Source organism: Halolamina pelagica, assembly GCF_001307315.1.
Lineage (GTDB): Archaea > Halobacteriota > Halobacteria > Halobacteriales > Haloferacaceae > Halolamina > Halolamina pelagica_B.
On sequence record NZ_LGUC01000001.1, the window covers coordinates 1,575,648 to 1,596,964 of the forward strand.

The following is a 21,317-nucleotide window of genomic DNA, read 5'->3' on the forward strand; positions in this document are numbered from 1 at the left end:
GCTGGAGGAACCTGGGTAGCAGGGGTCGAACTCGGGAGCGTGGTCGTGACGGCGGCACTGTTCGGGCTTTCCCGGATCCCCGTCGGCGTGTACAACGTCGGCGTCCAGGCGACGATGCAGACTGGCGTCCCCGACGACCGGCTCGGCCGGGTGACGGCGACGGTCAGCAGCCTGAGCAACGTCGTCGGCCCGCTGGGGCTCCTCCTCGGTGGCGCTGCCGGTGCCGCTGTTGGCGCACGGGCGGTGCTGCTGGCCGGCGGCGTCGGTATCGCGCTCACGGGAGTGTTCTGGGCGGTCGTCCCCCGCTGCGGCAGTTCGGCGCGCCGACCGGGGTGCGCCCGGGTGCGTTCGGCTGAATCCCGACGCTGCGGCGACGAACCCCGGCGCTTAAACCGGGTGGCCCGCTACGCTGCCGATAATGAAGTTCTGCGACGAGTGCGGCTCGATGATGAAGGCCGACGGCGACGAGTGGGTCTGTGGCAGCTGTGGCTACACCGAGGCCCGCAACGAAGCCGAGGAGAGCGACATGACCACCCAGCAGGACCAGGAGGAGAGCGACATCGTCGACATGTCCGACGTGGGCGAGGAGGCGATGGGGCCGACCACCGAGATCCGCTGTCCCGAGTGTGGCAACGACCGCGCGAGCTACGAGATGAAGCAGATTCGCTCGGCCGACGAGTCCGAGACGCGGTTCTTTACCTGTACGGAGTGCGGCCACAAGTGGCGCGAGGACGACCACTGAGAACGGGTTCGAGCAGGCTGTACCGAAACCGTCCCGCCGTACTGCTTACTCCTTCCGCGCGAACGTCAGGTAGCCAGTGTGCCCGACGCCGGCCGTCGACGGCCGCGTCCCGCGGTCGCTCACGTCCATCCGACGCTGGATCGTCTCGAACGTCCGGATCTCCGTGAGCCCGTCGCGGGCGGCCTCGACGGTCTCCCGGACCGACTCCACGAACGGCGAGTAGACGGCGACGAACCCGCCGCTCGTCAGTAACTCCGGCGCCCGTTCGACGACGGCCGCCGAGTCCCCGGTGTCGAGGGTGAGCACGTCGAAGGGGCCCTCCTCGACGAGTTCGTCGAGCTGCTCGGTCACGTCGCCGGTTCGCACGTCGACGCGGTCGTCGACGCCGCCGAGGGCCATGTTCTCGCGGGCCACGTCGGCGAACGCCGGATCCGTCTCGTACGTCGTCACCTCGGCGCCGGCCCGGGCGAGGTAGGCCGCGAGCACGCCCGTGCCGGTGCCGGCGTCGAGCACGCGGTCGCCGCCGCCGGCGCCGGTGTGGCCCATCACGAGCCCGGCGTCGCGGGGCATCATCGGGGCGCCGGTGCGTTCGAAATGCTCGAAGAGGTCGGGCCCGCGGAGTTTCTGGGCGACGAATCGCTCGCCCAGGTGGGTCTCCAGTTCGTCGCCGTGGCGCACGTCCTCGGGTACGTCGAGCACGCCCAGGTCGGTCTGGAGCTCCTCGCCGGGCTGTCGGACGTACTCACGGTCGCCATGAACCAGTAGAACGGCCTCCACCGGACTACTCCAGCTGCGAGACGGCCGCGGCGAGGTCGCCGTCGTTCTCCTCGAGCGCTTCCCGGGCGGTGGACTCGGTGACGCCGGCGCGCTGGGCGACGATCTCCACGTCGGCTTCGGGGATGCCGCCGTCGTCGGCCGCCGCCTCACCTTCCTCGAGCGCGTCGGCCTCGTCGGCGCCCGTCTCGCGGACGTTGGGCTCGCCGACGATCTGGTACGTCTCCTGCCCCTGGGCGTCCATCTTGGTGACCTGGGCGCCGTCGAAGTAGAGCTCCTCGTCGCCGGTCCGGATGATCACTTCCTCGGCGTCGAGCTCCTCGACGTCGATCCCCATCTGCTTCATCATCTGCTGCATCTTGCGCGGGTTGAGTCCGCCGCCTCCAAACATAGTTCTCAGTCGGTGGGGCGGCGTCAAAAGCGTGGCGAAGGGGCCCGAACCACCGGGAATCGTTACGCCGACGACTCAGCCTGCCAGCCGCCGGAGTCGATGACGCCGAACAGCTTCCCCCAGTTCTCGTCGTCCTCGCTCTCGGGGAGCGAGTCGCGGAGCTGGCGGAGATCCGACGGCGGCACCTGCGACGCCACGAGGTCCATAATGACCTGGGCGTGATACGCTGCCTCCTGTCGCTCGACGTGCTCGACCTCGCTAACCCGGGAGACGAACTCCGCCCAGTCGAACCGCTGGCCGTGTTCGTGGACGGCACCCGTCATGTACCACTTGACCTCCATCGGGAGCGAGGCCGCCAGATCCTCCGCGTTCCCTTCGGGGATCCGTTGGCCGAGCGCCATCAGCGTCGCCCGCGTCGCCCGAACTGCCTCCCCAGTTCCTGGTAGCTCGAGTCGGTGCTGGACCTCACCTGTGAATTCATCGAAGTTCATTCATTTCTGATACGCACGCCTCCGTTATAGTTACCCGGGGGATACAGCACGGCGAAGCCACTCGTCGACCGATTGTGACCGAAAGCGGCCGTGGCCGTTGCCTACGCACGGGAGGTTTTTGCCCCCGGCGAGCCAGCGTTAGGCCGTGTATCTCGCCGATCAAACGTGGCCGGACGTCGCCACCGCCGACACCGGCCCCGTCGCGTTCGTCCCGCTGGGTTCGACCGAACAGCACGGCCCCCACCTGCCGCTCTCGACCGATCACGTGATCGCGGAGGGGCTGGCCCGCGCGGCCGCCGAGCGAACTGGCTTCCTCTGTACGCCGACCGTCAACATCGGGGTCAGCGACCACCACCGACAGTTCCACGGCACGATGTGGGTGTCGCCGTCGTCGTTCCGGGACTACGTCGAGGATCTGACCCGCAACCTCACGTATCACGGAATCGACCGCGTGGTGTTCGTCAACGCCCACGGCGGGAACGAACAGCATCTCCAGGAGGTCGGCCGCCGCGTGCGCGCCGACGAAACCGCGTTCGCGACGCCGTGGATGTGGGACAACTCGATCCCCGACCTCGTCGACGAGCTGTTCGAGACCAACGGCCCCCACGCCGGGCCGAAGGAGACCTCGATGCTGCTACATCTCGATCCGGAGACGGTCAAGCCCGGACAGTTCGAGGGTGCCCGCGACGGGGGGCTGACTGACCTCGCCAGTTCGGGCCACAGCCGTCACGGCGCACGGATCCACTACGACACGGTCGAGAACTCCGGCAACGGCGCCTTCGGCGACCCGACCGACGCGACCGCGGAGAAGGGTGAGCGGATCTTCGAGGCGGCTTGTGACGAACTGGTCCAGTTGGGCGAGTGGCTGGCCGATCAGCGCTTTCGGGACCTGATGCCCCCGAACACGTCGACGCGGCCACCGGGACCGAGCTGTAGGGCCCTACTCCTCCCCTCGCGGCGTCACCCGCGTACTCAGACAGAGCCCCGAGCCGACCGGGAGGACGAACGACTCGAACGCCGGGTCCGCGTGGACGTGTTCGACGTAGTCGGCGATCCCCTCGGTGCCGTCGCTGGCGTCGTCCGGCAGCGGCTCCTCGTCGGCGAAGTACGCCGTCAGCGCGTCGAGATCGATCGGGCCGCGGGTCATGTTGTCGGCGACGATCACGCCGCCTTCGGGCACTTTCTCTCGGGCCTTGTCGAACCCCTGTGCGTAGCGCGGTTTGTCGTGGTCGATCAGGACCACGTCGAACGGACCGCCGTACGCCTCGACCAGCTCCAGCGCGTCGCCGTGTTCGAACCGTGCGCGCTCGGCGACGCCGGCGCGGTCGAGAAACTCTCGGGCCATCTCGAGTTCGTCGTCGTCGATCTCGGTGAGCACGACCTCGTCGGCGCCGCCGGCGAGGAACCACGAGGCGCTGTAGCCGTAGCCCGAGCCGAACTCGAACACGCGCCCGGCGTCGGTCAGGCGCGCGAGCATGCGCAGCACCGCGCCCGCGTCGGGGCCGATGATCGGGAAGCCGTTCTCGTCGGCGTAGTCGGCCATCTCCGCCTGTATCTCGCTGTGGCTGGCGCCCGTTGCGCGGACGTATCGTTCGACGGTCTCAAGATCCATGCGCGTCGGTTCGACGGCGGAGAAGTAAGCGTTTGGTCAGGGAACGCGTCCCGGAGTGGATCAGACGAGCGGCTGGGAGAGGTAGCCGCCGAGCAGCAGCAGCACGACCGAGAACGTCGCGGCGACCTTGATGAACGTCTCGGTCTCGCGGCCGGCGGTCTGGATCCGGCCGTCGCCGAGGTGGGGCTGCATCTTCCCGATCGCCATCTCCAGCAGCCCGGTCACGACCAGCCAGAGCGTGAGCATCCCGAGCACGGCGTGGCCCATCGGGTCGCTGAACAGGCGTCCGTCGCCGTAGCCCGTTCCCGCCATGTGGCCGCCGGTGACGACGAACACCACGGCGCCGATCCGGGTGAGCCAGCGCAGCCCGGTCGTGATCGACATCGCGGACGTGGCGTCGATCTCTCCTTCGCTCAGCAGCGGGTGGATCCGCCAGGCGTAGAAGACGGTCGTCCCGGACCAGATCCCGGCGAACAGCACGTGCAGCATACCGAACGCAGTGTCGATGAGTGCCATGTGCCGGCTGTCGACCGCGGACCCGATAAAGCCGGGTGACTCCGGAGCCTCGGCGTCGGGATCGACGGCTGGCGGCGGCGTCGACGGCGGCCGACCTGCCGGCTGTCGTCTCCCCATGCTTAAGTCCGAACCGGCCCCAGTTCGAGGCATGTTCGACGAGGCGGACCTCGCGGCGATCCGTGAGGGGAAGGAACACTGGGAGGAGGAGACCTACGGCCCCACCGTCGACCGGTTCGGCGAGCGGAAGGAGCCTTTCGAGACCGACACCGGCGGCCAGGAGGTCCAGCCGTTGTACACGCCGGCGGACGTGGCCGACCTCGACTACGAGGAGGATCTCGGCTTCCCGGGGCAGGAGCCCTACACCCGCGGCGTCTACTCGACGATGCACCGCGGTCGGCTCTGGACGATGCGGCAGTACGCCGGGATGGGGACGGCGTCGGAGACCAACGAGCGCTTCCACTACCTCCTCGATCAGGGCCAGACCGGGCTCTCGATGGCGTTCGACCTGCCGACACAGATGGGCCACGACTCCGACGCCGACATGGCCACCGGCGAGGTCGGGCGCTCGGGCGTCGCCATCGACTCGATCGAGGACATGAAGACCGTCTTCGAGGGGATCCCGCTGGACGAGGTGTCCACGTCGATGACGATCAACGCCCCCGCGAGCGTGCTGCTGGCGCTGTACATCGCCGTCGGCGACGAGCAGGGCGTCGATCGCGAGGAACTGCGCGGGACGATCCAGAACGACATCCTGAAAGAGTACGCCGCGCGGAACACGTACATCTACCCGCCGGAGTCGTCGATGCGGCTGATCACGGACATCTTCGAGTTCTGTGCCGAGGAGACGCCGAACTTCAACACGATCTCCATCTCGGGCTACCACATCCGCGAGGCGGGCTCGACGGCCGCCCAGGAGGTCGCGTTCACGCTCGGCAACGGGATCGAGTACGTCGAGGCCGCCATCGACGCCGGCCTCGACGTGGACGAGTTCGCCCCCAGCTCTCCTTCTTCTTCAACGCGCACAACAACATCTTCGAGGAGGCCGCGAAGTTCCGCGCCGCCCGGCGGATGTGGGCGACGATCATGGAGGAGCGATTCGGTGCCGAGAACCCCAAGTCGAAGCAGCTGAAGTTCCACACCCAGACCGGCGGCTCGACGCTCACGGCCCAGCAGATCGAGAACAACGTCGTCCGCGTCTCCTACCAGGCGCTCGCCGCCGTCCTCGGCGGCACACAGAGCCTCCACACGAACGGGAAGGACGAGGCGCTCGCGCTCCCGACCGAGGAGTCGGTCCGCACCGCGCTTCGCACCCAGCAGATCCTCGCCCACGAGTCCGGCGCCGCCGACACGATCGACCCCCTGGCCGGCAGCTACTACGTCGAGAGCCTCACCGACGACATCGAAGCGGAGGCGTTCGAGATCCTCGACGACGTGGACGAGCGCGGCGGGATGCGCGGCGCCATCGAGGACCAGTGGGTCCAGCGCCAGATCCAGGAGGTCGCCTTCGAGCGCCAGGAGGAGATCGAGGAGGGCGAGCGGATCATCGTCGGCGTCAACGAGTTCGAGGTCGAGGACGCCGAGCCGGAGATGGAGCTGGAGTCGGTCGACGAGGAGGACGAGCAGCGACAGATCGACCGCCTCGACGACCTGCGCGAGGCGCGCGACGACGACGCCGTCGAGGCGGCGCTCGACGACCTGCGTGACGCCGCCGAGGGCGACGAGAACGTGATGCCGTACATCGTCGACGCCGTGAAGGCGAAGGCGACCGTCGGCGAGGTCTGTAACCTGTTCCGCGACGTGTTCGGCGAGTACCAGCAGGGCGTGTCGGTCTGAGCGGTCGCTTACTCCAGTTTCACCGCCGTCCCGTAGGCCAGCATCTCCGCGCCCGTCCCGGCGATCTCGGAGGTTTCGAAGCGCATCTCGACGACCGCGTCGGCGCCCATCGACTCGGCTTCGGCCAGCATGCGCTCCTCGGCCTGCTCACGGGAGTCCGACAGCAGTTCGGTGTACGCCTTCATCTCGCCGCCGATAAGGTTTCGCAGGCTCTGGGTGAAGTCCCGGCCGACGTTGCGGGCCCGCACAGTGTTCCCCGGACGGTGCCGAGCGTCTCCGCGATCTCCGCGCCCGCGATCGAGTCGGTGGTGGAGGTCTGCATGCCCGGGAGTGTGCCCGACTGGCCCATAATCGTGTCGGCGAGTAGCAGGCTCACCGAACGACCCACGCTTTTGGGCTGTCGGCGCGCAGTCACACCCATGGAGTTCGACCACGCCGGCGTCGCGACCGACGACGCCGCCGAGACCGCGGCACTGTTCGGCGACCTGCTCGGCGCCGAGAACGTCCACGAGGAGACCGACGAGGCCCGCGGGATGCGCTTCGTGTTCCTCGACCTCGGCAACGGGTACGTCGAAGTGATCGAACCGCTCGACGAGAGCAGCACCATCGCCGACTACGTCGCCGAGAACGGTTCGGGGCTGCACCACGTGGCCTTCGCGACCGACGACGCCGCGGCCGCGCTCGACCGCGCCCGCGACCTGGGGATCGAGACGATCGACGACGAGCCACGACCGGGCGCGTGGGGACACGACATCGCCTTCCTCCACCCACGGGATACCGCGGGCGTGCTGGTCGAGTTCGTGGAGCACTGACGGCTATATAGCGTTCTGAGCCCTCAGTGCGGTATATATTCGTGTAGTTCGACGGATGATTTATTGGCCGATGGCCGTAATGTCGGCCCGCATGCGACGACGGCTGTTTCTCAAGGCGACGGCTGCAGGGGCACTGCTCGGGGGCGTCGGCGTCAGCGCGAGCGGGAGCGCGCTGGCGGCGACAGCCGAGATCGAACCGCTCGCGTTCGACTCGACGGCGAGTCAGCTGAACGCGAAGCGCGAACCGCTGACCGACGACTCGCTGGTGGCGGTCTGGGCGAGCGAGACGGCCATCAACGTCGACGAGGACGGGGCGGAGGACGCTATCGACTACCCCGACGACGCCGACATCCCGCTGGTCTCCAGCGACGGCGGCGTCGTCGGCTTCGGCGCGCCGATCGTCGAGAACGGCGCCGATTTCGCCACCGGCAACGAGGAGTTCGTGCTGAACGTCCTCGACGCCGAGGCCGACGGCCCGGCGGTGGCGTTCGACGACGGGCACGGCCAGTACTACGACAGCGACAGCTTCTCGCAGTTCCTCAAGTACGCCGAGGACAACGGCTACCAGACGACCGCGACGGACGACCTGGCTAGCGCGCTTCCGGACGCGGACGCGGCGATCGTCACCTCCCCGTCGGAGGCGTTCACCGACGACGAACTCGACGCGCTCGCGACGTTCGTCGACGACGGCGGCGCGCTGCTGCTGTTCGATCAGTCCGACTTCCGCAACTACGACGCGACGGCCAACCTCAACGAGATCGCGTCGGCGCTCGGCCTCGGCTTCCGGTTCAACGACGACCAGGTGCTCGACGAGGAGACCAATGCCGGGATCGGGTTCGTGCCGAAGACCGAGCGCTACAACGCCGACGCGTTCGACTACTTCGCCGACCGGCCGGGGATCGCCCCGCCCGACCTAGCGAAGGGCGAGCGCTACGAGGTCGACGTGCGCTCGGTCACCGACGGCGACACCATCGACGTCCAGTTCCCCAACGGCTACATCGACACGGTCCGCATCCTCGGCATCGACACGCCCGAGACAGGAGATACCGAGGAGACCACCCAGGAGTGGGAGGGGATCGGCGACGAGCCGTACCTCAAGGCGCGCGGCGACGACGCCACGGCGTTCGCCGAAGCGCTACTGGGCGACCAGACGGTCTCGATCCGGTTCGACGACGAGGAGCCCCTGCGCGGGGACTTCGGCCGCCTGCTCGCCTACATCGACGTGGACACCGATGGGAGCGGGAGCTACGACACGCCGTACAACCGCGCGGCGGTCCGTGAGGGGTACGCCCGCGTCTACGACTCCGGCTTCGGCCAGCACGACAGCTTCCTGCAAGAGGAGTTCGCCGCCCGGCGCGAGGGGAAGCGGCTCTGGGGCGAGAGCGACCCCGACGCCTCGGCGACGATCCGGAACGGGGACGTGGAGCAACTCTACGCCCCGTACGCAGCCGGCGTTCGGACGACCGACGGTCGGCTGGACGCCAAGCGCGTCCCCGTCGCCGCCGAACCGACGGCGACTCAGCTCGGCGCCGATCTCGCGTACACGGACGGCGTTCCACTCGTCGGAATCGACCAGCACGCCCGCGTCGCGATGACCGGATCGAGCCTGATCGACGAGGCGTTCGAGGACGACGAGTTCCCCGACGACGTGTCCGGGTACGGCAACTACGCGTTCCTCACGAGCCTGCTCGACCGGCTCGCCGACCGCGAGGGAGACGTACTGATCGACGGCGGCCACGGCCAGTTCGGCGCCGAGCGCAGCGTCGGCGCGGAGGACGCCGCTAACTACCTCCGGTATCTCGAGGGCGTCGGCCTCGGCTTCGAGCAGGTGAACGATCTCACCGGCGACCTGCTGGCGCGGGGTCGTGCGCTGCTGATCTCAGCGCCCGCCGAGCCGTTCACCGACGCCGAACTCACCCGCCTGCGAGAGTTCGTCGCCGACGGCGGCGGCGTGGTGCTACTGGGCGGCGACGTGCCGACCGAGCACCGCGAGCATCTCGACGCCGTCGCCGAGGCGCTGGCGACGGATCTCCGACTCGGGAGCGGGCGCGTGATCGACGAGCAGTCGAACCTCGCCGACCGCGCGAGCCTCCCCACGACCGGCAACGTCGACGACTGGTACCGTCTGTTCGACGGGTACGACGCCGACGCGACGTACAAAGGCCCCCGAGCCGGGCCGGGCGTCCCCGGCGAGAGCGAGAACGGACCCGGCAAGGGCAAGGGCAAGGGCAAGGGCAAGGGTCACGGCGACTGACCCCACTCCCGATCGCCGTTTTTTGCTGGCGTTCGAGCGTGTCACGAAGGAGAACAGTTATCCCGGCTGCTTCGTAATCCGGGCCCATGCTGCGGAGAGTTCTGTCACTCGTTCTCGTCGCGGGGTGCTGTTCGCGGCCGTCGGCGGCGGCTGGCTCGTCGCCGGCGGACCGATGCGCGGGGCCGCCGACGCGCCGCTGACTGTCGACGCCGACACCGCCGCCGAACACGGGTTCGGCGAGCCGAGCGTCGAACCGATGCAGTTCCAAGAGCGCCTGCGCGTCGGCGGCATCGAGAAGCAGGTCGACCTCTCGGCGTACGTGATGACGACTACTCACGAGGAGACGGGGGCGGCGGTAGTCACGGTGAGTCTCCCGGGCTGGAGCGTCGGCGGCGTCTCGCTGAACCCGCTGACGTACGCGCCGCTGAAGCAGGCCGTCACGTACGTGCTTCCGTACCTCCCGATGGACACGCCCGAGGTGACGTGGGCTGGCGAGGCGACCGTCGATCTCGGCGGTGAGAGCGTGACTGCCGGCGAGTACGAGGTCGAGGGCGACGCCCCGCGGCTCGTCGTCGCCCGGGAGACGATGGACGGGGACACCGTGTTCGCGGTGGGCGTCTACTCCGCGGAGCGCCCGGGGAGTCGCGACGCCGTCGACGCGCTGTTCGCGGCGCTCACCCACGGCTGATCGGTCGCGGGCGTGTGCCAAGAGGCAAGTACCAGTAGTCCCGTGGAGGGAAATATGCACGACTGGCTGGCCCACCGGGTACGGAGCACGCCCGACCGGGAGGCCCTCGTCAACGCGAGTTCCGGCAACGCTTGGACGTACGCGACGCTCGACGAGACCGTCGCGGAGATGGCCGGGCGGCTCTCCGCGCTGGGTGTCAGCGACGGCGATCACGTCGCCGGCGTCCTGGAGACGGGCGTCGAGGCGGTCTGCCTGATCCACGCCACGATGCGGCTGGGCGCCGTGTTGGTGCCGCTGGCGCCGGAGTTCACGCCGCCGGAGCTGGCCGACCGCATCGACCACGCCGACGTGGACACGGTCGTCTGTGACGAAGCCACCGAGTCCCAGGTTCGATCGGCCGCCGAGCAGGTCCCGAGGTCGCCCCCGACGCTCAGCATCCACGAGTCCGGGCGCGACGACGTGACGCCGCTTTCGACAGTCGAGCGCGAGGAGATCACGCCGAGAGCGTGGGACCGTGCGGACACCCAGCTGCTTCTGTTCACCTCCGGGACGACCGGCGATCCGAAGGCGGTCCGACTCACGATGGGGAACCTGCTCGCGAGCGCGACCGCCAGCGCGTTCCGGCTGGGCGTCGATCCCGAGGATCGCTGGCTGGTGCCGCTCTCGCTCCACCACATGGGCGGGATCGCGCCCGTCCTCCGGTCGGCGCTTTACGGAACGACCGTGATCGTCCGGGAGACGTTCGATCCCGGCGGCACCGTCGACGACATCCGCGAGTACGATGCGATCTGTGTCTCGCTGGTGCCGACGATGCTGCGCCGGATGCTTTCGGCCAGAGGGACGCTCCCCGGCTGCCTGCGGTTCGCGCTGGTCGGCGGCGCCCCCACCCCGGCCGAACTCGTCGAGCGCTGCCGGGACTACTCGGTCCCGATCTGTCCGACCTACGGGATGACCGAGACGGCGTCACAGATCGCCACCGCACGCCACGGCGAAGCGTTCGACCACCCCGAGACGGTCGGGAACTCGCTGCTCTGGACCGACGTAACCGTCGTCGACGAACACGGCGCCCCGGTCGAGGCGGGCGAGTCGGGCGAACTCGTGGTGCGCGGACCGACAGTCACCCCGGGCTACTACGACGATCCCGTGGCGACGGGCGAGGCGTTCGGCGAGCACGGACTCCACACCGGCGACGTGGGGTACCGCGACGAGGACGGGCGCTTCTACGTACTGAACCGGCTCGACGACCGGATCCTGACCGGCGGCGAGAACGTCGATCCGGGCGAAGTCGTCGACGCGATCCGGGCCCACCCGTCGGTCGACGAGGCGGCCGTCGTCGGACTCGCCGACGAGGAGTGGGGCGAGCAGGTCGCCGCCCTCCTCGTTCCGGACGGGGAGACGGTCGACGTGGCCGACCTCGAAGCCCACCTGCGCGAGCGCCTGGCTGGGTTCAAGCTCCCGCGAACGATCGGCACCGTCGAAGAGCTCCCGCGGACCGTCTCGGGCACGGTCGAGCGCGACGCCGTCCGTGACCGCCTGCGGGAGGGCGAGACGATGTCGATCGAGCGCAGCCACCCCAGCGCCCGGGCCGCCAGCGACACCGAAAGCGTCCGCGCGGTCGCCGACGATGGGGTCGCCTCGCCTGCCCGATCGGCGGCCGACGACCCGGACGACGACGCCGACAGTGTCCCTGCCGCGAACCGGGAGCTGACTGATTCGGTCGACAGCGAAGCAAGCGACGCGGGCGAATCGGATGATGACGGCGACGATGGCGAAGCGGACACCGATGGGGCAGCGAACAGCGGTGATGAAGCGAACCAGGACGGTGAAGTGGTCGATGACGGCGGCGACACCGGCGACGACGCGAACGGGGCGAGCGAAGCGGGCGACGACGTGTCGAGTGCCGACGAGCACTGACCGGAAACGGGGGACCACGGAGCGGCAGTTCTGAGTGCCTTTTTGCGTGCTGGCTGCGTGTGTGCAGTATGGACTTACTCGACGAGGGACCCGTCCCCGAGCACGCACGCGAGGCGAAAGCGGAAGCCAGAGCGTTCGCCGAGGCGGAGATCGAACCCGTCGCGGCGGAGCAGTACGCCGCGGGCGAGTACCCGTGGGACGTGCTGGAGGCGGCGATGGACGCCGACCTCGTCGCGGCCGATCTGCCCGAGGAACTGGGCGGGCGCGGCTTCGACATCGAGCAGATCCTCGCCATCGGCGAGGAGTTCTTCCGCGCCGACGCCGGCATCGGGCTGACGCTGATGCTCGCCTCCTTCGGCTGTGAGCTGGTCGAGCAGTACGGCACCGAGGAGCAGCACGAGCAGTACCTCCGCCCGGTCGCCCAGAACGACCAGCTCTCCGGGCTCGCGGTGTCCGAGCCCGAGACCGGCTCCGACCTCGCGGGGATGACGACGAGCGCGGAGAAAGACGGCGACGAGTGGGTGCTCAACGGCGAGAAGTACTGGGTCGGCAACGCCGTCGAGGCCGACTGGCTCACCGTCTACGCCAAGACCGGCGACCGCGACGACCGCTACGGCAACTACTCGCTGTTCATCGTCGAGACCGACAGCGAGGGGTACGAAGCCGAGCACATCCCCGAGAAGATGGGGATGCGCGCCTCCAAGCAGGGTCACATCGTCTTCGACGACTGCCGCGTCCCCGAGGAGAACCTCGTCGGCACGGAGGGCGGCGGGTTCTACGCGCTCGCGGACTTCTTCAACCACGGCCGCGTCGTCGTCGGCGGCCACGGACTCGGGCTCGCGGCCGCCGCCATCGAGGAGGCCGAGGCGTTCGTCCACGAGCGCGAAGGGTTCGGCCGCAACATCAACGAGTTCCAGGCGGTCCAGCACATCCTCGCGGACATGCAGACGGAGTTCCAGGCCGCCCGCACGCTGAACTGGCGCGCGGCCCGGCAGGTAAAAGAACACGACAACCCCGGCTACTGGGCGGCGATGGCCAAGACCAAATCCACCGAGACCGCCGTCGACGTCGCCGAGCGCTCGATGCAGCTCCACGGCGGCCGCTCGATCTTCGCTGATCGCCGCATCGCCCGCGTCTACCGCGACGTGCGCATCCCGGTGATCTACGAGGGCGCAAACGAGATCCAGCGCAACCTGATCTACCGGCAGACGCCGCGCTAGCCAGCCACGGCGAGCGACCTGCTGGACGCTCCGTCGCACAGTCACGGAGCCGACGCCGTGGCTGTGAGGCCAGAACCCTTCCGACCCGAATTCGCTGCCGGACACGTCGGCAACGAGTCAGTTTTTGCGGCGTCCTCCAGGTATTCTCCACCGAATTCATTACTAAATTTATCAAACATTCACAAGGCTCGATCGTCGGTATGGCGACGATGCCTGCGCATCGGAGCGCCCTCGGTTCGGTGTCGGCCGCCGCGAGTCGCATCGTCGACGTGGCAACCACCGTCGCGGTCGCCGTCGGATTGGTCGGCTGGACGCTGTTCTGGTCGAACCTCGCGAGGCTCCACTACGCTCACGGTGAGCTCCCCTCGGCGCTGTTCACCGCCGGCGCCTTCGTCGCGCCAGCGCTCGCCGCGCTCGTCTGGTACGTCGGCGAGGGCGTCGGCGCAGACATGCCCACCCCGAGTTTCGGGCCGAGCATCACGAGTAGCTGAACCGCGCGGTCGGTCCCCGGACGAGCGACCTACCCCCGACCGCAACCCCGTTCTCCGCCGGCAACAGCGTGCGCTCGAACGCCAGCAGTCCCACGCCCAGGAGCACGGTTAGGCCGATCAGTGTCGGCCAGAGCCACGCTGCCAACCCGTAGTCGAAGAACACGCCGCCGACGAAGGAGCCGATCCCGAAGCCGGCGCGCTTGGCGACTTCGAGCATCGACAACTGCGCCCCGCGCTCGCCGTCGCTCCCGAGCGCGCTCATCAGCGACGTGGTGATCGGCGAGTGCAGCACCTCGCCGATCGTTCTCGCGACGAGATGGAGGCCGAGAAGTGCCACGCCGGCCGCGAGCAGCGGGTGTCGGCCCGCGGCCGCCGGCCCCAGATCCAACAGGTAGACGAGCCACACCACCGCCATCGACGCCGTCCAGAAGCCGACCGACAGCAGCAGTCCCCGCGTTCGTCGCCACTCCGAGACGGCGTCGACGAGCGGGATTTGGAGCAGCACCAGCGTCAGCGGGTTCAGGACGAACAGCGTCCCGATCTCCGCGGACGACAGCCCCAACTCCGCTTCGGCGACGACGGGGACGGTCGTCTGCATCTGGGCGTACAGCACCGCGAAGCAGACGTTCAACGCCGCGAGACCGAGTACGCGGCGCTTGGTGATCGCTGCCCCCAATCGCCGACGGAGTCCCGGAGTGCAACGTCCTGCTGGCCGGCGTGGATCCGCGGTACCAGCGCGAACAGGACGACCGCGACGATCGCCGAGGTCGCGCCGTCGGCGAGGAACACGGTCACTTCCGCCCACTCGTACAGGAGGCCGCCGACGACGAACCCCGTGCCGAAGCCGACGTTGTTGCCGACTTTCAACAGCGAGTACGCCCGGTCGCGCTCGGCGCCGTCGGTCAGGTCGGCGATGTACGCCTGCCCGGCCGGGGTGTAGAGCCCGTTCGTGGCGCCCGCGAGCGCGGAGACGCCGATGAACGCCCCCGCTGGATCCAGCGGTGCGATCGCCGCCGCGATCGCGGGCACGAACGCGTAGCCCGCGAGCGTGACCGCGTTGCCGGCCATCGCCGCCACCATCACCGGCTTGCGGCCGATCCGGTCGGCGAGGTAGCCGCCGACGGTTGTCGCGACAGCGGTGCTGACGTTCTTCACGAGCAGCCCAACCCCGACGAGCGAGAGCGCGATCCCGACTTCCAGGTGGAAGTGAATGGTCGCGAAGGGGTACACCAGCCCGGAGCCGAACACGTTCAGCAGTTGGCCGAGGGCGACGACGTACACCGCGCGATCGAACCCACGCACGGCGTCGAGTGGGAACCGGGACACGGCGGATGCAGAAGGAGGCGGGATTTATCGGTAGGGGTTCCGGCGACGCTCCGGGCATCGCCGCCCTACGACAGCCAGTCGACCGTCGCAACCAGCCGCAGTCGGGACGGGCTACTTCCGGAGTTCGTTCTGGACGATGTCGATGCCGTCCTCGACGGCCGCCATCGACACGTTGTCGTCGCGCTCGACGGAGAACAGACAGCCCCGCTTGGCGCCGTCGGCGACCCGCGCGACCCAGGAGCGTTCGAACGTCCGTACGACCGCTTCGAGGCTCCCCAGCCTGAACGACTCCTCGACGGTGGGGGCGTCGAGCTGGTGGACGATACTGTTGTCCACGAACGACCTGATCTCCGACTCGCTGTACTGCGCCGCCACGTCGGCCCGGAGCGACTCGTCGATCCGCTTGCCGTCGTACACGATCACCCCTCGGAGTGCGGTGCCGAGCCGGTCGGCGAGCGCGGTGTGGATGGGCTCGGCCGCCAGTTCGCTCATAGGGGCCTCCTCCAGCCCGGGACGCAAAAAACTCCGGTCGGAGAAAGAACTACGGGGGTTCACGCGTGCTCTTCGTGGTATGGACAGACACACTGGCGGCGAGGCGGTCGTCGCACAGCTCGAACGTGAGGGCGTCGACGTGGCCTTCGGGATCCCGGGCGTGCACACCCTGGAGATCTACGACGCGCTCCTCGACAGCGGAATCGACCACGTCACGACCCGTCACGAGCAGGGCGCCGGGTTCGCGGCCGACGGCTACGCCCGCGCGACCGGCCGCGTCGGCGTCTGCCTCGTCATCACGGGGCCGGGGCTGACCAACGTCGCGACCGCGGTCGGCCAGGCGTACTCGGACTCCTCGCCGCTGCTGGTGATCTCGACGACGAACGCGACCAACGAGGCGGGCCGCGGGAAGGGCCACCTCCACGAGCTCAAAGACCAGCAGGGCGTGATGGAGTCGGTCGCCGCCGAGAGCTACCACGTCGACCGCGTCGCCGATGTCCCCGGGACGATCGCCGACGCGTTCGACCACCTCGAGAGCGACCGCCCCCGGCCGATCCACGTCCAGATCCCGACCGACGTGCTCGAACGCGCGGAGCCGGTCGAACTGGTCGACCGCGGCCGCGCCGCCCCGCCGGGCCCGGATACGGCGCGTGCCGACGAGGCTGTCGAGCGGCTCGCTGGCGCCGAGAGCCCCCTGCTCGTCGTCGGCGGCGGGACCCTCGACGCCGCCGAGCAGGTACGCACGTTCGTCGACGAAACGGGGATCCCGGTGATCACGACCGCCGCGGGGAAGGGCGTCGTTCCCGCCGACCACGACTGCTGTGTCGCGACAGCGCTCGGCCACGATCCGGCCCACGAGTTCGTCGCCACACGCGATCTCGTCCTGGCGGTCGGGACCGAACTCAGCGCGCAGGACAGCGCCGACACGCCGTTCCCCAGGAGCTGATTCACGTCGACATCGACCCGCGGAACTTCGGTAACAACCACGAGACGGCGCTGGGAATCGTCGGCGACGCGGGGGCGACCCTCGAGGCGATCCACGACCGCGCGAGCGAGCGAGGGCTGCGGTTCGACGGCCCGGCCGAAGCCGCCGAGGCGGGCCCGGAACCGCTCTCTGTCGACGCCGAGGACGACCGGCTCAAGCTGTTGGCGGTGCTCCGCGGGGCGCTCGACGACGACGCGGTGGTCGTCAACGACATGACGAAGGTCAGCTACGCCGCCCGCACGCGGTTCCCGACGGGCGCGCCGCGGTCGTTCCTCTTCCCTCGCGGGTTCGGGACGCTGGGGTTCAGCCCGCCGGCGGCGTTCGGCGCCGCGATCGGAAGCGACCGCCAGGTGGTGTCGCTCGTCGGCGACGGCGGCTCCCTGTTCACCGTCGGGGAGCTCGCGACCGCCGTGCAGTACGACCTCGCGGTGCCGATCATCGTCTGCAACGACGACTCCTACGACATCCTCGAGGACGTTCAGCGCCGGGACTACGGCCGGACGATGGCGACCGACATCGAGAACCCCGACTTCGTGGCGTTGGCCGAGAGCTTCGGGGCGGCTGCCCGGCGGATCGAGTTCGACGCCGTCGACGCCGAACTGCCCGGGGCGCTCTCGGCGGCGTTCGCGCGGGATCGGCCGACGGTGATCGAGATCCCCGTCGAGTTCTGACAACGCTCAAGAGCCCCCGGCCACACCACCACCCATGCGACTGCAGGAGTACTGGGGCGTCGGCCCGAAGACGGCCGAACTGCTCGAAACCGAACTGGGCGTCGAGCGCGCCGTGCGCGCCATCGAGTCCGCCGACGTGGGGACGCTGGTCGACGCCGGCCTCTCGCGGGGGCGGGCGACCCGGATCCTCCGGCGGGCCACGGGCGCGGCCGGGCTGGACACGCTGGGCACCGGCGACGCCCGCGACGTGTACGGCGACCTGCTCGAACTGGCTGCACGGGACGCGCTGACCGACGGCGCCGCCGACCGCATCCGGGTGCTCACGCCGCTGTCGAGCCAGGCGGCCGCCGCCGACCGACTCGACCGCATCGACGCCGCACGCGAGGTGTGGTCGGGGCTGGACGACGACGGCCGTGAGTCCGTCGTCGCCACCTTCGACCGCTACGACGAGGCCGGCGCGGGTCGCCGCGCGGCGGTCGAAGCCGCGCTCGACCTCCGCGAGGTCGGCGCGAGCGAGGGTGGCCCGTTCGACCGGCTCGCGGATCTCGACGCCGACGCGCTCGACGACGCCGTCGACGCGCTGGGCGCGGTGGAGGGCGGGTTCGGCGTCGAAGGTATCGACGAACCGCTCGCCGTCGGGGAGGGCGCCGACGACCAGCTCGACCGGCTCTGGACCCAGCTCACTAGCGCCAGGCGGCTCGACGACGCCGCGCTGGACGTGCTGGAGACGGTCCGCGGGCAGGGCGTCCGCTCGCTGGAGGAGTTCCAGAGCGCCGTGATCGCCTACGTCGCCGAGGAGACGGGCGTCACCCCCAGCGAGGTCAGGGCGGTCGCGCCCGACGAGGCCCGCGACGAGACCGACTTCGTCTCGGCGACGCTGCGCGGGCTCGTCGGGGACCTGGAGGGGCAGGTCGCGGACCGCGAGGCCGCCGTCGCCGACGAGCTCCGGGAGACCCTCGACACCGCGGGCGAGCAGATCGAGGCCGCCGTCGATGCGGTCGACGAACTCGCCTTCGACCTCTCGCTCGCCCGCTTCGCCGCCGCCCACGACCTCACGCGCCCGACGCTCGTCGACGACGGGCTCGCGGTCCGTGGCGCGCGGAACCTCTTCCTCGACGGCGAGATCCAGGCCGTCAGCTACGGCGTCGGCGACCACGCCGTGTCCGGGGCGCCCGGGGCACCGACCCGCCCTCGGGCGACCGGGTGGCGGTATTGACGGGCGCAAACTCCGGGGGAAGACGACGCTGCTGGAGACACTTTGTGGCGTCGCGCTCCTGGCGTCGATGGGGCTCCCCGTCCCCGCCGAGGCGGCCGAGGTCGGTCGGTTCGACGCGATCGTGTTCCACCGCCGGCACGCCTCGTTCAACGCGGGCGTACTGGAGTCGACGCTGCGCTCGGTCGTGCCGCCGCTGACTGGCGAGGGGCGCGCCCTGATGCTCGTCGACGAGTTCGAGGCGATCACGGAGCCGGGCCGGGCGGCGGACCTGTTGAACGGGCTGGTCGATCTGACCGTCGACCGCGGCGCACTCGGCGTGTTCGTCACTCACCTGGCCGAGGATCTCGCGCCGCTTCCGGAGACCGCCCGCATCGACGGCATCTTCGCCGAGGGGCTGACCGACGACCTCGAACTGCGCGTGGACTACCAGCCGCGCTTCGGCACGGTCGGGCGCTCGACGCCGGAGTTCATCGTCTCGCGACTGGTGGCGAACGCGGGCGACCGCGACGAGCGGGCGGCGTTCCGTTCGATCGCGGCCGCGGTGGGCGAGGAGGCGGTCCAACGGACGCTTTCGGACGCGGAGTGGCAGGGCTGACCTTTCGAGATTCGCAACCCCGCCCATCGCTTGCTGCATCGACGTGAACACTGGTCCGGACCGGCGAGCCGAGAGTTTCAAGGTCGTGCCCAACCCGGTCTCGACTGATGCGTCAGGACCACCTCGTCGCCGCGGGCCAACTCTCGCGGGCCGACGTCGAGCGCGTGCTCGACCGGGCTGCCGAGTTCGACGCCGCGCTGGAGAGCGGTGAGTCGCTCCCGGCCCGGTACCCCGAAACGGTGCTCGCGCTCTGTTTCTACGAACCGAGCACACGAACGAAGATGTCGTTCGAAACCGCGATGAAGCGCCTCGGCGGCGACGTCGTCGACATGGGGAGCGTCGACGCCTCGTCGGTGAAGAAAGGCGAGAGCCTCGCCGACACCGTACGGGTGATCGAGGGGTACGGCGACGGGATCGTGCTCCGACACCCCCGGGAGGGCGCCGCCCGGATGGCCTCGGAGTTCGTCGACGTGCCCGTCGTCAACGCGGGCGACGGCGCGGGCCAACACCCGAGTCAGACCCTGCTCGACCTCTACACGATCCGCGAGGCGGCGGGGCTCGACGACCTCACGATCGGCATCGTCGGCGACCTGAAGTACGGCCGCACGGTCCACTCGCTGGCGACCGCGCTGACGGAGTTCGACGCCCACATGCACTTCGTCAGCCCCGATTCGCTCCGCCTGCCCCGTTCGGTCCGGTTCGACCTCCACGAGGCCGGCGCGCAGGTCCGGGAACACACCGAACTCGACGACGTGCTGCCGGAGCTCGACGTGCTGTACGTCACCCGAATCCAGCGCGAGCGCTTCCCCGACGAGGACGAGTACCAGAAAGTCGCCGGGGAGTTCCAGATCGACGCCGACACGCTCGACGCCGCCAGCGACGACCTGACGGTGATGCACCCGCTGCCACGCGTCGACGAGATCGCCCCCGAGATCGACGACACCGACTACGCGAACTACTTCGAGCAGGCCCACAACGGCGTGCCGGTCCGGATGGCGCTGCTCGACCTCCTGCTCTCGAACCATGAGTGATCACGAACTCCGCGTCTCGAAGATCCGCGACGGCACCGTACTCGACCACCTCCCCGGCGGGAGCGCGCTCCACGTGCTCGCGCTGCTGGGGATCGACGGCAGCGAGGGGACCGGTGTCAGCGTCGCGATGAACGTCCCGTCCGACCGAATGGGCACCAAGGACGTGGTGAAAGTCGAGGAGCGCGAACTCTCCCAGGCCGAGGTCGACGTGCTCTCGTTGATCGCGCCGCGGGCGACGGTGAACATCGTCCAGGAGTACGCCGTCATCGAGAAGAAACGCGTCGAACGGCCCGAGTCGGTCGCCGGCGTACTCGCCTGTCCCAACAGCAGCTGCATCACCAACGCCGACGAGCCGGTGACGACCCGGTTCGACGTGCTCGACGACGGGTTGCGGTGTAGCTACTGCGAGGAGATCATCCGCGAGGGGATCGCGGACCACCTGGACGTCGGCTGACGGCAAGCCGGACTCCGCACGCAGTTTCTTGCCGAGAAGTCACCTCGGGAGCCCCGACACCGTCTCCGCACGGATCAGGCACGCGGCGGCGCTCCCGGAATCATTGCGAAGTTACCGCTGTGGGGTCACCGCAGCGAGCCCAACGACGGTCGCCAGGACAGCAACGCCACCGTCAGCAGGAACACCGCCGTCGACACGTCGTAGGCGTAGGTCGTCGTCGCCACCGCGACGAACGAGCCGCCGCCGAAGGCCACAGTCGCGATGGAGGCGAGGATCGGCCACGAACAGGAGACACAGGAGAACAGCCCCAGGAGCCCCGAGACGGCCGATCGCGACACGTCGACGACCGTGACGAACACGAGGTACGCGAGCGCGAGGTAGCCGACGACTTTCGCGGGCATCAGGATGAGCCGCACGAACTCGTTTTTGAACGTGATCGCGGGCCCCCAGCCCGGGGGGAGCCAGAGCACCGAGAACCCCGCAGTGTAATCGAACGTCGTGGGGATCCCGGGGGCGACGACGCCGCCGGTGTACGCGAGCACTGCGAGGTAGCCCAGAGCGAGCACGCCCGCACGGCGGGCGGTCGATCGGCTCGTGTCCGGTACGTCCGTACGGAAGAACACCCACAGCGAGACGTTGATCCAGAGCAGCCCGTACAGTGCGAACCGGGGTTGGCTGACCGACGTTGTGTTGCCGAACAGCCAGTAGCCCGTCAGCGCCATCACCTCGACGTAGAGAACGCCAGTCCACAGCAGGACGGTCCGCGGTTCGGGGAGGTCGTCGACGCTGGGGACGGCGAACGCCGACAT

Annotated in this window: 20 protein-coding genes and 4 pseudogenes; 14 read left to right on the plus strand and 10 right to left on the minus strand. The window is 69.4% G+C overall.

Features of this window, described 5'->3' with window-relative positions; genetic code table 11:
* Positions 1 to 418: 418 nt before the first annotated feature.
* Positions 419 to 742, plus strand: a complete 324-nt coding sequence (locus SY89_RS08315) for a transcription factor S (RefSeq protein WP_054583863.1) — start codon at positions 419 to 421, stop codon at positions 740 to 742.
* A 45-nt stretch (positions 743 to 787) separates the two neighbouring features.
* On the opposite strand, the gene SY89_RS08320 is transcribed toward SY89_RS08315, so the two are convergent.
* The 3 genes from SY89_RS08320 to SY89_RS08330 form a co-directional block, all read right to left on the minus strand.
* Positions 788 to 1,519 (minus strand): tRNA (adenine-N1)-methyltransferase, encoded by a 732-nt coding sequence (locus SY89_RS08320; protein WP_054583864.1) that lies wholly within the window; start codon positions 1,517 to 1,519, stop codon positions 788 to 790.
* A gap of 4 nt (positions 1,520 to 1,523) precedes the next feature.
* Positions 1,524 to 1,907 (minus strand): nascent polypeptide-associated complex protein, encoded by a 384-nt coding sequence (locus SY89_RS08325; RefSeq protein WP_054583865.1) that lies wholly within the window; start codon positions 1,905 to 1,907, stop codon positions 1,524 to 1,526.
* A gap of 62 nt (positions 1,908 to 1,969) precedes the next feature.
* Positions 1,970 to 2,398, minus strand: coding sequence for a DUF2267 domain-containing protein (locus SY89_RS08330; RefSeq protein WP_054583866.1), 429 nt, complete (start codon positions 2,396 to 2,398; stop codon positions 1,970 to 1,972).
* Between the two features lie 145 nt (positions 2,399 to 2,543).
* On the opposite strand from SY89_RS08330, the pseudogene SY89_RS15890 reads away from it, so the two are divergent.
* Positions 2,544 to 3,296, plus strand: a pseudogene (locus SY89_RS15890) (creatininase family protein); the annotation flags it as partial.
* A 42-nt stretch (positions 3,297 to 3,338) separates the two neighbouring features.
* Here the strand turns inward: SY89_RS15890 and SY89_RS08335 are convergent.
* Together SY89_RS08335 and SY89_RS08340 are read right to left on the minus strand one after the other, a co-directional pair.
* On the minus strand, positions 3,339 to 4,010 hold the full coding sequence (locus SY89_RS08335; protein ID WP_054583867.1) for an O-methyltransferase: 672 nt from the start codon (positions 4,008 to 4,010) through the stop codon (positions 3,339 to 3,341).
* Between the two features lie 60 nt (positions 4,011 to 4,070).
* On the minus strand, positions 4,071 to 4,526 hold the full coding sequence (locus SY89_RS08340) for a hypothetical protein (RefSeq protein ID WP_054583868.1): 456 nt from the start codon (positions 4,524 to 4,526) through the stop codon (positions 4,071 to 4,073).
* A 148-nt stretch (positions 4,527 to 4,674) separates the two neighbouring features.
* Here SY89_RS08340 and SY89_RS08345 point away from each other — a divergent pair.
* Positions 4,675 to 6,359 (plus strand): annotated as a pseudogene (locus SY89_RS08345) (acyl-CoA mutase large subunit family protein).
* Positions 6,360 to 6,367: 8 nt separating this feature from the next.
* On the opposite strand, the pseudogene SY89_RS08350 reads toward SY89_RS08345, so the two are convergent.
* Positions 6,368 to 6,681, minus strand: a pseudogene (locus SY89_RS08350) (YbjQ family protein).
* Between the two features lie 97 nt (positions 6,682 to 6,778).
* Here SY89_RS08350 and mce point away from each other — a divergent pair.
* The 6 genes from mce to SY89_RS08380 all read left to right on the plus strand — a co-directional run bounded on the left by mce (position 6,779) and on the right by SY89_RS08380 (position 13,738).
* Positions 6,779 to 7,171 (plus strand): methylmalonyl-CoA epimerase, encoded by a 393-nt coding sequence (mce, locus tag SY89_RS08355; RefSeq protein ID WP_054583869.1) that lies wholly within the window; start codon positions 6,779 to 6,781, stop codon positions 7,169 to 7,171.
* A 91-nt stretch (positions 7,172 to 7,262) separates the two neighbouring features.
* Positions 7,263 to 9,425, plus strand: a complete 2,163-nt coding sequence (locus tag SY89_RS08360; protein ID WP_080506643.1) for a DUF4350 domain-containing protein — start codon at positions 7,263 to 7,265, stop codon at positions 9,423 to 9,425.
* A gap of 124 nt (positions 9,426 to 9,549) precedes the next feature.
* Positions 9,550 to 10,113: a DUF6517 family protein gene (locus SY89_RS08365; protein ID WP_054583870.1), complete on the plus strand. Its 564-nt coding sequence runs from the start codon at positions 9,550 to 9,552 to the stop codon at positions 10,111 to 10,113.
* Between the two features lie 54 nt (positions 10,114 to 10,167).
* Positions 10,168 to 12,027, plus strand: coding sequence for a class I adenylate-forming enzyme family protein (locus SY89_RS08370; RefSeq protein ID WP_054583871.1), 1,860 nt, complete (start codon positions 10,168 to 10,170; stop codon positions 12,025 to 12,027).
* Positions 12,028 to 12,095: 68 nt separating this feature from the next.
* On the plus strand, positions 12,096 to 13,247 hold the full coding sequence (locus SY89_RS08375; protein ID WP_054583872.1) for an acyl-CoA dehydrogenase family protein: 1,152 nt from the start codon (positions 12,096 to 12,098) through the stop codon (positions 13,245 to 13,247).
* Positions 13,248 to 13,456: 209 nt separating this feature from the next.
* A complete protein-coding gene (locus SY89_RS08380) occupies positions 13,457 to 13,738 on the plus strand; it encodes a hypothetical protein (protein ID WP_144427165.1) in 282 nt (93 codons plus the stop codon).
* On the opposite strand, the gene SY89_RS18380 is transcribed toward SY89_RS08380, so the two are convergent.
* From SY89_RS18380 to SY89_RS17235, 3 genes are all read right to left on the minus strand, one after another.
* A complete protein-coding gene (locus SY89_RS18380) occupies positions 13,725 to 14,369 on the minus strand; it encodes an MFS transporter (RefSeq protein WP_239685561.1) in 645 nt (214 codons plus the stop codon). The genes SY89_RS08380 and SY89_RS18380 overlap by 14 nt on opposite strands.
* Positions 14,366 to 15,064 carry an MFS transporter gene (locus SY89_RS18385; RefSeq protein ID WP_239685562.1) on the minus strand — a complete coding sequence of 233 codons (699 nt, stop codon included), beginning with the start codon at positions 15,062 to 15,064 and terminating at the stop codon, positions 14,366 to 14,368. The genes SY89_RS18380 and SY89_RS18385 overlap by 4 nt, the downstream gene beginning before the upstream one ends.
* A 111-nt stretch (positions 15,065 to 15,175) precedes the next feature.
* A complete protein-coding gene (locus SY89_RS17235; protein ID WP_054583874.1) occupies positions 15,176 to 15,556 on the minus strand; it encodes a hypothetical protein in 381 nt (126 codons plus the stop codon).
* 79 nt (positions 15,557 to 15,635) lie between these two features.
* Between SY89_RS17235 and SY89_RS08395 the strand changes: the two genes are divergently transcribed.
* From SY89_RS08395 to pyrI, 5 genes and pseudogenes are all read left to right on the plus strand, one after another.
* Positions 15,636 to 16,502 carry a thiamine pyrophosphate-binding protein gene (locus SY89_RS08395; RefSeq protein WP_054583875.1) on the plus strand — a complete coding sequence of 289 codons (867 nt, stop codon included), beginning with the start codon at positions 15,636 to 15,638 and terminating at the stop codon, positions 16,500 to 16,502.
* A 206-nt stretch (positions 16,503 to 16,708) separates the two neighbouring features.
* Positions 16,709 to 17,212 carry a thiamine pyrophosphate-dependent enzyme gene (locus SY89_RS08400; RefSeq protein ID WP_054583876.1) on the plus strand — a complete coding sequence of 168 codons (504 nt, stop codon included), beginning with the start codon at positions 16,709 to 16,711 and terminating at the stop codon, positions 17,210 to 17,212.
* A 34-nt stretch (positions 17,213 to 17,246) separates the two neighbouring features.
* Positions 17,247 to 19,023 (plus strand): annotated as a pseudogene (locus tag SY89_RS08405) (P-loop NTPase family protein).
* Between the two features lie 107 nt (positions 19,024 to 19,130).
* On the plus strand, positions 19,131 to 20,054 hold the full coding sequence (gene pyrB, locus SY89_RS08410; RefSeq protein WP_054583877.1) for an aspartate carbamoyltransferase: 924 nt from the start codon (positions 19,131 to 19,133) through the stop codon (positions 20,052 to 20,054).
* Positions 20,047 to 20,508, plus strand: coding sequence for an aspartate carbamoyltransferase regulatory subunit (pyrI, locus tag SY89_RS08415; protein WP_054583878.1), 462 nt, complete (start codon positions 20,047 to 20,049; stop codon positions 20,506 to 20,508). Before pyrB ends, pyrI begins: the two co-directional genes overlap by 8 nt.
* A 125-nt stretch (positions 20,509 to 20,633) precedes the next feature.
* On the opposite strand, the gene SY89_RS08420 is transcribed toward pyrI, so the two are convergent.
* A complete protein-coding gene (locus SY89_RS08420; RefSeq protein ID WP_054583879.1) occupies positions 20,634 to 21,317 on the minus strand; it encodes a DUF7546 family protein in 684 nt (227 codons plus the stop codon).